This is a genomic window from cyanobacterium endosymbiont of Epithemia clementina EcSB (assembly GCF_029919255.1).
In the GTDB taxonomy this organism is placed as follows: Bacteria; Cyanobacteriota; Cyanobacteriia; order Cyanobacteriales; family Microcystaceae; genus Rippkaea.
In genome coordinates this window covers 2,972,440-2,985,252 of the sequence record NZ_CP123991.1, presented here as the reverse complement: position 1 = coordinate 2,985,252, position 12,813 = coordinate 2,972,440, and the positions used below count along the sequence as shown (strand labels likewise).

The following is a 12,813-nucleotide window of genomic DNA, read 5'->3' as shown; positions in this document are numbered from 1 at the left end:
ACTCACATATTGATATCAGTTCCCCTCTTAATCTCATTTAAAATGTGATAATGGGTAATGTTAAGTCTTTCTAAGGTTAGAATCTCATTGATTAAACTTAATTGAGCATTTGATTCTATAGCTATAAATCAAGTTAGAATGCTCAGCTTAGCATAATTTGATTCAGACACGACACCTCTAGAAAAATCTCATGACAAAACTTTTTGATCATCATAAACACACTGAAAGTGAAAAGTATTAGCGAGGAACTCCTTGAATAACTGGACGAATTCCCGTCCCATCAAATGGACCTGGATCACCACTCCAATTAAAGTCGCTAATTCGTAAGCTGATAGAACCTACTTGAAGACGGCTATTGTAACGGAGGAGAATACTATAGGTACGGCGACTATATTCAAGAAATAAATCCGTGTTAATTTCATCATCAGTATCGATATTTAAAGCGCTTTGAACTCCAAAGCGTACAGGCCCATACAGCTGTTGGGTTAATGCCCAAGAGATAGTTTTGAGATCGGCAAAACGATCAAATAAAAATGGAGAAGGATCTCCGCGCAATGCCTGACTAAAGGAAAGATTAAACCCTGTATAATCGAAAAAGGGACGGGAAAAATTGCCCAATTGTCCTGAGACTCCAATACTGCCTGAAATCGAAGGTTGAGAATCACCATTACCATAAAGACTGGCCACTCCTGTCACACTAGTGGAAAGCTGAACAAAAGGTAGCACAGGAGTAGAAGTGTAACGCAGCCCTTCTCCAGAAGTTGGGGGTAAGGCTTTCCCCACCCACAACATAAATGGTCGGCTTACCGATGCAGCCCCTTGAGTACGAAAGAGGGTAACACGATTATTCTCTCGAATTGGGGAAAGTAACTTTAGTTGATCCGTGTCAGCATTGACATTTTGCAGAGATGCTTGATAACTCAGCAGCAGTAGCCCTTTCTGATCGAGAGGAATTTGAGGAGAAACGAAAAGCACCCCCAAACTATCCCGGACAGTTTGAAATCCCAAGGAGCCATTAAAGAGACGTTCACGATAATTATATTCAAACCGCAAATCATTATCCATGCTGAACAAGGGAACTTTCTGTTCAAAATAGGTTTTCGTTCGGATATGTTCTTCAGTGCGGTTATTAAAATCCAGACTCGTCAGTGAGGTTCGGGAAAATAATTTAGTGTTCTCACTAAAGTTAGCCTCAATTCTGTTAATAAGTCCGAATGTTGGGGGACTAATAGCATCAATGTCGTCTGTGTCCGCATCAAATAGATCAGTATTGGGATTATCTGTAGTAATACTGTCTGGAAATAATCCTTTTTGGATGTAATATTGCGGCTTAAGTTCCCAACTGACTGTATCATTATCAACTAGATTAAAGCCCCGTTCCACATACAATCCTCCGCGATCGCGGTCATCATAGCCAAAAGAAATTACCCCAGGTTGGCGATCACGTCGATCTAAAATCAACCGATCTTGGGTGGGAAAGGAATTTGTTTGATCGAGCACTACTCGTGAGTTAGTCAATTTTACTTCATCTACCAAAGGGGCAATATTGCGAAATGTTGCTGTTTCTGCTCTAATTTCTAACTCAGGGGGGGAGAAGGGATCATTAGTTAAACGAGCATTAGTGGCACTCCATCCATCTCCATCAAATTCCATTCGTTCGGCTTGGAAGCGGATGCGATTGATTTGTCCTCCTTTAGGCGGCACTTGGGCCGCTGGTAAATTAGAAACATCAGTTCCTAGTCCTAAGGCTTCCTTTCCAAAATCAAAAGAAGTTCCGAAACGAAACCCTTCAGTAGTGGTGATTCGTTGTAGAGGTTGATTGACCGCGAGGCGTTCATTTAAGGTTTGGTTGGGAATAAGATCATTAGTGGAATCGTTGGGTAATCCTGGCGAAAAGTCTTTCCCTGTTGTAGGTTGATAAATCTCTCCATTGGCGTTGAAGACCACCCCTTGATCCTGCACAAAATAATACTCAAACTTTTCTCCGCGTAGGGTTTGTTCTCCCCGTTCAAGTACCACTTCTCCCTCGGCGACAACAAATTGATCGGGGAGGTTAACGCGCAGGCGCTTTGCTAATAGAACCCCATTAGCAAAGCGCATTACCACATTGCCTTCGGCGTAGACTACCTGTTGTTTAGAATCATATTCCTGACGATCAGCAATTAATTCCACCACCCCTATGGCTTCTTCTGGAATTGAGGAGGTATCTAGCTCTGGTGAGAATTCAGGAATAATTTCCAATGCTTGTTGACTTATAGAGGGTCCTTGTCCTTTCGGTGTAGAAGAGGTTAGAATCCTAAATTCTCGTATTGGTCCTCCTCGTTTACGGGTAACGATACGATGGACTGTATTTGAGAGGCTGTCATGACTTCGATTTAGCCCAAAGACTAGGTCAACAACTGGATTAACCGCTGTTGATGTAATTTTTGTTGAAGAAGGTTGACCAACAGAAATCGGACCTCCTAATGCCCCAGCATTATTGTCTTCAGATGAAGGATTAGGGAGTAAAGACTTAGTAGGAATCTCTTTGGGGTCAGACAGATAAAATTCAATAACTCCAGGTGGTTTTGTCGTTGGGATTTTTTCAGACAACTTCAATGGTGGAGGTTCGAACATTAAAATTGGGATTTGAGAAATAAGGGGGGGACGTTTCCCAAGGAGGAGGTGAGTGGACAATCCTTCAGTCAGAATCTCCAGGCGATTGCCTTGGGAGTCAAGGGCCATAGGTTGGATTAGCGCGGGCGGATTAGGTGGCGGAACGAATGGGGGCATCTTGTTCGATAAAAATCAAGCTTAAGGGGTCAATTGCTACCTGCAGCGTGACTCAGCAGAAGAACGCTCGGGACGAGCCGTACCTCGCCCCTGTCGTCTTAATCACCTAAGTTAACACAGTCAAATTATGCTTACTCGGAATCTTTCCGTCTAGGGTTACGAGTTGGGTCACTCGATATAAAGCCGAAGACAAACACAGAAATGAATAAGGCAACGACTATATAAACTGCAATTTTTATGGTTAGCATCTTATTTGAATCTCCTGATTAAATATAGACTCCAGTTCCAAAATAAACGTTTCATCCTGCTAACTTTATCGCATTTTGTGATCGAGTTGGAAAGGATCAGAGGGGAACGGACTGATGAAGTCACGCAGTGACACAGTGATAGAGTGGTCAAACTTAACCGAGGTTGTTGAGATCACAAGATACCAACAACTTTTATTTAACTTCAAAAAAATTCCTAATTTTACCAATTTTAGTTTTTGGTTAATTAGATATTTTTTTTATTGAACTATACCAACGCTTTTTCAGTTTAACGCTGTTTTTATTTATATATATCAATATTCTTAATATGTATGCGATTTTTTCAAAAAAACCTATGATTCAAACTTGATTTACTTTTTATTTCTTTTGTCAAACATCAATTTTATATATAAAAAATATTAATTATAATGAAGTTTATTAAATATTAGATATCTTATTTTTTTGTTAGGTTAATTAACCAGTTTTCCGCAAAAAATAGGCAAAGATATGTATTGCTAATTTAGATAATTAGAATATGCTGCTGTTTTAGATATTAAGAACTCATAGGTTAATATATTAATGTTTATTAATTAATATTTATTAATTTCTGGTTTTAAATCAGTAAAACTATATTTTTTGTGGTTCTATGTAATTTTCTTGTTCTGACATTAAAGATCATAAAATCAGCGTCATTAAGCAATTCAACACTACTATTCTAGTAACAAAATATTATATCTAACTATTAAATAGGTCTAATATATTTAGGTATATATAATTTTAATTGCTTGTAATAAGCTTACAATAATTATTGTACTTTACAATTGAATCTAATAATTGTTCACACTTTATACATCATTTTAATCTGCTACTTATTTTCTGCACTACATATTTAATTATGGTAGATTTAATATTAATTATTTTTCTGATTTTTTAAACCTAAATTTAAATACAAATCTCACCTAGATATCTTCCAGCACATTTTTTATAAAAAAATATACATTACCTAAAACAGATATGATAATTATCATTTTTTAGGTTTAAAAATTGTTCAATAATAAGCCACGTGATAAACAAATAGATATTCTCAAAAATAGAAATCTAAGCTGAATTTTAAATTATATATTTTATAATTAAATTTTCTTATAAGAGGTGATTACAGGAAATTACCGTTGTTTATTAACCCATAAAGGGGTTCCGAGCTTGTTCGACGATGTATTTCATTACATCAGTATGAATCACTGTATTACCTTGATTTAACGTAAATTTACGATTTTTATACCGTATTTAATGCATTTACAATTCGACTAACAATTCTACCTAGCGTTCACTCGAGACACCCGCTCTTATCAAAATAAATTCCTATTTTGTGCTGCAGGTTTCCATTTTTTAGGTTTGACAGACTGTACGAATACCATCGACCTCTACCATAACGTAATCGCCAACTTTGAGATCCAGTATTAACTTACATTTAGTAATAGCTCCAATTTTGATGGACTGAACCACAATAGCAGCATCCATCCATCAATGTTTGAATCCAATCTATTCATACTTAATCTACAATTGGGTGGGATAGATAGTACTGATATAAAAGTCTCAGGTGCGACTACCTCTTGAGTCACAATTTCCATATTAACCTCAAAAATTTCTTGAGGATAGACGACTGCACCGAAGTCGATTTACCCTATCATAATTTCTTATATGATCTCACGGCAAGGGACTGAGTACTCTCGCACTTCAGCGTTCGACTTCTCAATTAAAGTTCATAATCTTGAAGCTGCCCAAATTTTCCACAATTCAGTTAATAGGGTTATCAATCACCCCTGCATCGAGAAGACAACCTTGCAGTTAAATAATACAGTTTTCGATAAGTTGGTTAGCGTAAACGTAGTTTAGGACGATTCTGTTACTCTTAGTGTCAAACATTTAGCCGCTCCCCCCGCTTTGAGAAATTCTGTTAAAGAGGTTTGCACAACTTCAAAACCCACATCTGTTAAACGTTTTTCGAGTTCATCACTAATTCTATTCATAATGATGCTTGAATTAATGTCAACTGCGTTGCAGGCATAGGTTATCGCATCAGGATCTTCAACAAGAAGACGGTTTTGTGCAGGTATTCGCGTCTCTATGAGGGCGGTTCGAGTAAGCATCAAAAGCAGGGGGATAATAGAGCAAATAACCGCCACTGAGAGGACAAAAACAAATATTTAGATGGTAGAATCTCTCGTCCATCAAGTGTAGAGAGAGGACTTCTGTATCCAACCATTCGGCGATATAAGGGTGTGAGTCGAGTTCAGATCGAAAACCGTATCCCGCCCATAACCAGCGTCCTTTACGGTCAAAAAGAGCATCTCCTGCCCCTTCAAAGGGAAGATCGGCCGGTATTTCATGCACGGTGAAACCATTCTTCTCGAACCATTGTTTGAAGTAGGGTTCTTCTCCTTGGCGTTCTTTGTGATAGAATCGACTCAAGACAACATTGTCACCTAAAACTAACCCTACATTAGCAGTGAATACCATGTCTGGCCAACCTTTTTCGGGAGTCATTAGATTAACGATTGCCCGATCTTTGATGATTCGGTAGAGATTTTGCCACTGTTCTACAGCACGATTACGGATTGATTTATGAATGTTCCCTTCCATCCATGGATTAATAACATAATCTACGTCATAATGGTCGGGATCGTACATAAGAAAACGAATCGAATCAATCATACAATACTTCCCAAAAGGTAATCAGTAAATGAAATACCGCCCGCCGCAATGACTTAATATCTTTGTTAACTAGCTTGTGGTTGTGGCCAGGACCACGTTTTTACTCTTCACAAAAAGCTTTACTACATTAATGCAGTTATTTTATAGACCGAGTTTTTATTCTGCCTTACTGAGTGACTTTTCTTCAGTCTATTTCTATGATATTGTTATCAATTACTTTAAAAATTAAACAACATCAAATATTTATATTATTTAGTTTTTTTTAAAAAATAGCCTTTTAAAATTGAAGATATTTAGTTAATTTTTTTTAAAAAAATACCCAGATTGCCACTGTATATGAGTAGATATTTTATATCATAAAACAGTGTCGTAAAATCATGTCAGGTTACATGTGAGCGTTACCACTTTTTGTATCATTTGTACATGAGCATCTCTATTTAATAAATATTGTTAAAATAAGTGCTCAAAATTACTCAGCTTTTCAAAAATAAGAATTGGTTGTATTAAACAGTAATGTTTTACTACAAAAAAATATAGCTCAATTTTACAGATTTTTTAATAAAACTATTTATATTATAACAGAATAAAATTGATACCCTTAAGGGTATCACCCTTAAGAGTTTCCATCAAAACATAAAGAATTAAATCGCAGGAGAACAACTGAATGTTAGAAAGTTATCATAAACATGCGGAAGAACGCGCAAAACTTGGAATTCCTCCTTTACCCTTAATAGCAGAACAAACTTCGCAACTATGTAAACTTTTAAAAAGTCCTCCCGAAGAACTCAAAGAAGAACTGTTAATGTTACTACGAGATAGAATTCCCCCTGGTGTAGATGAAGCGGCTTATGTTAAAGCAGGATTTTTAACAGGGGTGGCTAAAGGTGAAATAACCTGTCCTATAATCTCCCCTCAAGGAGCAGTGGACTTATTAGGAACCATGATGGGGGGCTATAATGTACAATCATTGGTCGGCTTGCTCAAATCTCCTGACAGTAACTTAGCATCAGCAGCAGTCACCGCATTAAGTAAAACTATTTTAGTCTTCGATGCGTTTAATGAAGTCTTAGAATTATCAGAAACTAATTCCTACGCTAAACAAGTCATCGATGCTTGGTCTAATGCTTCCTGGTTTATCAATAAACCTAAAGTCCCTGAAGCCATCATTGTCATTGTCTTTAAAGTCTGTGGAGAAACCAACACCGATGACCTTTCTCCTGCCCCTCATGCAACCACAAGACCGGACATTCCTTTACATGCTTTAACTATGCTAGAATCTCTTGTCCCAGAGGGAATAGAAACTATTGTTAGACTCAAAGATAAAGGCCATCCTGTTGCTTACGTAGGGGATGTTGTTGGAACTGGTTCCTCCCGTAAGTCTGCCATCAATTCTGTTTTATGGCACATTGGAAATGATATTCCTTTTGTCCCCAACAAACGTTCAGGAGGATACATTATTGGCGGAAAAATTTCCCCTATTTTCTTCAATACGGCTGAAGACTCCGGTGCATTTCCTATTGAATGCAATGTCAGCGAGATGGAAACCGGAGACATTATCATTATCCACCCCTACAAAGGAGAAATTACTAACGGAGCAGAAAAAATTATTGCAACCTTCATGCCTAAACCTGAAACCATTTTAGACGAAGTACGCGCAGGGGGACGTATTCCCTTACTTATTGGACGCGCGTTAACTGATAAAACTCGTCATGCATTGGGACTTGAACCTAGCACTATTTTTATTCGTCCTCTCCCCTCTATTGAAGACGGGGAGAAACCAGGGTTTACTTTAGCACAAAAAATAGTGGGTAAAGCTTGCGGTTTACCCGGGGTTCGTCCAGGGGATTCTTGCGAACCCATGATGACGACTGTAGGTTCTCAAGATACAACAGGACCTATGACCCGTGATGAATTAAAAGAGTTAGCCTGTTTAGGATTCAATGCAGACTTAACTCTACAAAGTTTCTGTCATACTGCCGCTTATCCCAAACCTGTCGATGTCAAAATTCATAAAGAGTTGCCGGACTTTTTCTCAACCCGTGGGGGGGTTGCGTTGCATCCTGGGGATGGTATCATTCACTCTTGGTTAAACCGAATGTTATTACCCGATACAGTAGGGACTGGCGGTGACTCCCATACTCGCTTCCCCTTGGGTATATCTTTCCCAGCAGGTTCAGGGTTAGTTGCATTTGCAGCCGCATTAGGGGTGATGCCCTTGGATATGCCAGAATCAGTGTTGGTTAAGTTTACCGGGGAATTACAACCTGGGGTAACCTTACGGGACATTGTTAATGCTATTCCTTGGGTAGCCATGCAAGAAGGTAAATTAACCGTTGATAAAGAGAAAAAAATTAATGTTTTCAATGGCCGTATTATGGAGATGGAAGGTTTACCGGATTTGAAGGTTGAACAAGCATTTGAATTAACAGATGCTACGGCAGAAAGGTCTTGTGCAGGATCTACTATTAAGTTAGGAAAAGGGACTATTACTGAATATTTACAGTCCAATGTTGCCCTAATTAAAAATATGGTTGCGCGAGGTTATCAAGACTCTAAAACTTTGGTGCGTCGTGCGGAAAAAATGGAACAATGGTTGAAAGACCCTGTATTGTTGGAAGCAGACAAAAATGCTGAATATGCAGATACTATTGAAGTCAATCTAAGTGAGATAAAAGAACCTATTGTTGCTGCACCAAATAACCCAGATAATGTTAAATTAATGTCCAAATGTTCAGGGAAAAAAATAAATGAGGTATTCATCGGTTCTTGTATGACAAATATTGGACATTATCGCGCTGCTGCTAGGATTTTAAAAGGAAAAAAAATAGGAGGAAATAGCGGTTTACACGTGCGTCTATGGATTTGTCCCCCAACTCGAATGGATGAAAAACAGCTACGGGAAGAAGGTATTTATGATATTTTTACAGCTGTTGGTGCGCGAACAGAAGTACCTGGATGTTCTCTCTGTATGGGAAATCAAGCACGTGTAGAAGATAACACAACGGTGTTTTCTACTTCTACCCGCAACTTTAATAACCGTATGGGTAAAGGGGCTCAGGTTTACCTTGGTTCTGCAGAATTGGCTGCGGTGTGTGCCTTGTTAGGAAAAATTCCAACAGTTGAGGAATACATGACCATTATCACAGAAAAAATTGAGCCCTTTTCTAGTCAATTATATTGTTATTTAAATTTCAATAAAATTGAAGGTTTTGAAGACGAGGGACAGGTTATTCCGTTACAATAAATACCCAAGATTGAAGATATTTTAGGTATTCCAGAAGGAGCTTTAAGTTAGAATAATAGGGCGGGTAATGTCCGTCTTATTATTAAGATATATAGGTGCAACATTAATCAACATAAGTTTAAAGAAAATTTGGGGATAGACAAATAAGCAGCAGATCTATCCCAGGAGCAGCATTTGTTTAGATTCGGTGCTATGAATATAAAATCACGTCTCGATCTTGATTCAAGTATTTTGTGATCTATATGATTTGTATCAAAGATTTGAATAGTATTGTCATTCTGTTCCTTGATTGACAGTATTTATTGGAGAAAGAAGATGATTTTTTCGTTTAAGAGAAGGTCAGATATTATGACCATTAAAATTATTTAAAGGTTAAAATATCTGACCTTTAAATAATTTTAAACATTACAGAACATATTTTTTCGTTGCAAAAAAAACATTTTCTAATCTAGTCAGCAATAATCGTATTGTGAATATAATAACTTTGTTCATACTGTTAATGTCCTGTTTTTTACAGACTTGCAAATGATAAATAATAGAAATTAGTTTATAGCAAATAATTAGCTTTACAATTAATTTTAGTCAACATAAATGACCGTTAATTTGTTCTTTAATTAAAGCAAAATTTAATTTTTAAACTGTTTGGAGACCGAGGATGGATTTTTCTTTGAAAGATTAAATCAACAATAACTCTAAATAATTCTTTCTTATAAAAGAGGCTAAAAAAGATAAATTTATGAATAAAATTCTATCTTTTAAAGGTTATTTAATTAACCCAGTTAATGACAAATTTGAAAATCTATTTCAGATAGAATATTTTTAAAAATTTAAGTTTTTCTGACTTTTTTGTTAACTTCTCTTTACTAGAGTTAAATAACTTCTGATTGCTTATCTATATTTACTTACTAAACCTTCTCTAAATTTAGGGTTAGAAGGTAGATCTGATTTACGCTTTTCTATTATTAGATAATAATTTAAGGATTTTTTTGTAGCTACAATATTAGGTAATTGTAATTTTCTAAAAAATAATTATTTTTTAATAAAAATTATTATTAATATAAATAAACATCTTTACTTAAATAACAATTTAACCATTTAAACTAAATAAAAAAATATTAAATTCTATGTTAAAAAACAAAGTTTAATGTAAAAATAGTTTCTCTCAATAGAGATATTAGTGTTAAGTATTTTAGGTCAAGAAATAGTATAAATTAATAGTTTATTTAATTTCTAAGTAATGTTTGATATAGCATTACTTATTTATGTCTAACTACTAAGGTATTGCAATTAAATTATTAAAATAAGCTATCCCTAAAGACAATTTTTTAGACTTTTATGATTCTGAAACTCGTAAATATACTGAATTTACGAGCAAATAGTGTGCCTTTGATATTTTCTAAACCACTAAATAAATATACTTGTTAAGCTGATGAACATTTGTCCCAACGATCACCCTAGAATGAAGACCTATGGTTAAGTGGTATAAGATTAGCTGTAAAAGAACAACTTTCAATTGACGAAGTGTCAAAGTAAACGAAATAAACTCAAAAAACTGTAATTATCATAGGGGCTTCGTCAGGAATCGGGTTACACGCAACGAAAGCCCTCACTCAAAAGTGGAATTGCCACGTTGTCATTGCCTGTCGTAATTTAGAGAAAACCTATAAAGCAGCCCAGGAAATAGGCATCCCTCAAGACAGCTACACCGTCTTACCTATTAACCTAGAAAGCTTGGGGAGTCTTCGATGGTTTGCAGAAACTTTTTCGGATACTGGGCAATCTTTAGACGCTTTATTGTGTAATACAGTCATTCAGATGCCATTAGTCAAAGAACCCTTGCGATCATCTTAAGAGTATGAGTTAACCATGACTACCAACCATTTTGGACATTTTCTCCTATCTAACTTGATGTTAACCCATCTCAAGCACTCACTATCTTCAGAACCCAGACTGGTTATTTTAGGAAACGTTAGCCACAATCCCGATGAATTAGGTGAAAAATTCTACCACGACTCGACTTAGGAGAGCTTCAAGAGTTTATACAATGCTTTAAAGAACCATATTCCATGATTGATGGGAAAGCCTATAAAGACAGTAAAGTGTGTAATGTTCTGAGCATGCGAGAATTACATCGACGGTATTATTGAGTCAACTGAAATTACTTTTAGTTTTCTTGATTCTGGATGTGTGACTACTACCGCTCTTTTCCGTAACCATTATCCCCTGTTTCAAAAACTTTTCCCTTTGTTCCAAAAATATATTACTAAAAGATTTGTTTCTGAAGAATTAGCCGGAGAACGGGTAGCCAAAGTTGTCACTGCTCCTGAATATAATCAATCAGTAGCCTATTGGAGTTGGGGAAAAACCTTTTGTCCAAAAGGTTTCTCCCCAAGCTAAGGACAATGAAAATGCCGAGCGTTTTTCGGGTTCTAGTACAAAATTAGTAGGACTTACTTGATTTTCGATAGGGAGGGTTTTTGGTTGGCTCTATTTGGCTAGCCTCTAGGTCTCATTAGTGAGCTAACGAGATTCTAATCGATTATGGTAATGGCTGAAAATTTTCTATAGAGGTTTCTGGTATATATCGACGATTTTGTGGAGAATAATAAGCAATGGCAAACATCGGTAAGGTAAGTGTTAACAAAGCGATCGTGGTTCCTATAATATAAGCCCACCTGCGAGCCGGAGGCTCTACAACCTTCCCTGACGAGGTACTATTTTCCATAAAAATGGCTAATTGACCTTAACTCAATAAATTGTTATCAATGAGGTTTGAATTATAACCTCGTTACTCTCATTGTAATAATTTTTTCTTGACAAGTGTTAGTGTTGTTAATTCTTAATTAAATTTCGATGAAATCTATAAAAAAAATACAACTAAACGGTGGGCAGTCATCCTAAGCAATTGGAGGCTAATAATTGACTTTATGTCTTATTACTTAATAAGTGATGAAACCTGCAATCTGTATGTAACTAATTGGACAGTTAGTTCTCCAATATGCAACAGTCCTAATTATTTTCCTGAATAGACTTTAAGGGGTTCTTGAAAAAAGCGAATGGAGAAATGTTTCAAAGTAGAATGGAGAACCCTAGGTAAACCAACATCAATAGGCATCAATGTCCCTAGCAACTTCCAATCAATGACTTTTAACTGCCCTAGAGAAAGCAGGGAGAAGGTGAACGAGATCAGATATGAACAGAGGCTAAAGTATGTTTGTGCAGCGACAGTAGACACAACTGAGAGGTAAAACCCCAAAATAAAGAAAAGCTTGCCTCCCATCTTTGACCAACTCAGCCATACAGTGAACTATGTCAGGGCAGATAATACATTCCTTAGTGAGGGTTGCTGTTTATAAAACTTGTGCTGATGAAATGATTCCTTGTTGGTTTATCAGTTATCAATGTCTTAATAAGAATTATCATTATTTTATGATAAATAATGATAATTCTCGTTTATAAAGGAGACAACCCACTCTTAAGAGAATTAGAAACTTGGAAAAGTTAACCTATACGCCATGTTAATCGTGAATTCGATGGAAAGTTAGGAGCAACAGGAAAGTGGTAGTTTTATCCTAAAAGCAGTATTTATTAAGGTCTGATGGAAAGGTTCGAACAGCACTGCAACACTGTTCCCCAGTTGACAGCTATTTGAGAAAAAGATGCTATTCTCGTTTGGGCAGAGGTGGAATTACCGCCATCATAATTACTTTTCATGGTTCATAATATTGGACATTCAAATAATTTTATATATCAAGGATTCCTCCCCATGACAAAAAAGCATTTCCTGCTCGCAGTAGAGTATCCTAAGTTTTTGAAAGTCTAGTTGGACAGGACTAAGTT

5 protein-coding genes and 2 pseudogenes are annotated in these 12,813 nt (G+C 36.4%); 2 read left to right on the top strand and 5 right to left on the bottom strand.

Annotated elements, in window-relative coordinates; all coding sequences use genetic code 11:
• Nucleotides 1-237: 237 nt before the first annotated feature.
• The 3 genes and pseudogenes from P3F56_RS09975 to P3F56_RS09965 all read right to left on the bottom strand — a co-directional run.
• Nucleotides 238-2,772: a DUF3769 domain-containing protein gene (locus P3F56_RS09975; protein WP_281152695.1), complete on the bottom strand. Its 2,535-nt coding sequence runs from the start codon at nt 2,770-2,772 to the stop codon at nt 238-240.
• A gap of 131 nt (nt 2,773-2,903) precedes the next feature.
• A complete protein-coding gene (locus tag P3F56_RS09970) occupies nt 2,904-3,020 on the bottom strand; it encodes a photosystem II reaction center protein I (protein WP_281152694.1) in 117 nt (38 codons plus the stop codon).
• Between the two features lie 1,389 nt (nt 3,021-4,409).
• A pseudogene (locus tag P3F56_RS09965) lies at nt 4,410-5,729 on the bottom strand (arginine dihydrolase); the annotation flags it as partial.
• 664 nt (nt 5,730-6,393) lie between these two features.
• Between P3F56_RS09965 and acnB the strand changes: the two are divergent.
• Together acnB and P3F56_RS09955 are read left to right on the top strand one after the other, a co-directional pair.
• Nucleotides 6,394-8,973: a bifunctional aconitate hydratase 2/2-methylisocitrate dehydratase gene (gene acnB / locus P3F56_RS09960; protein WP_281152693.1), complete on the top strand. Its 2,580-nt coding sequence runs from the start codon at nt 6,394-6,396 to the stop codon at nt 8,971-8,973.
• 1,557 nt (nt 8,974-10,530) lie between these two features.
• A pseudogene (locus P3F56_RS09955) lies at nt 10,531-11,431 on the top strand (protochlorophyllide reductase).
• Between the two features lie 81 nt (nt 11,432-11,512).
• Here P3F56_RS09955 and P3F56_RS09950 read toward each other — a convergent pair.
• Both P3F56_RS09950 and P3F56_RS10630 read right to left on the bottom strand, forming a co-directional pair.
• Entirely contained in the window at nt 11,513-11,698 is a 186-nt protein-coding gene (locus P3F56_RS09950) for a hypothetical protein (RefSeq protein ID WP_281152692.1), read from the bottom strand.
• A 288-nt stretch (nt 11,699-11,986) separates the two neighbouring features.
• Nucleotides 11,987-12,208, bottom strand: a complete 222-nt coding sequence (locus P3F56_RS10630; protein ID WP_405054754.1) for a hypothetical protein — start codon at nt 12,206-12,208, stop codon at nt 11,987-11,989.
• Between the last annotated feature and the right edge of the window lie 605 nt (nt 12,209-12,813).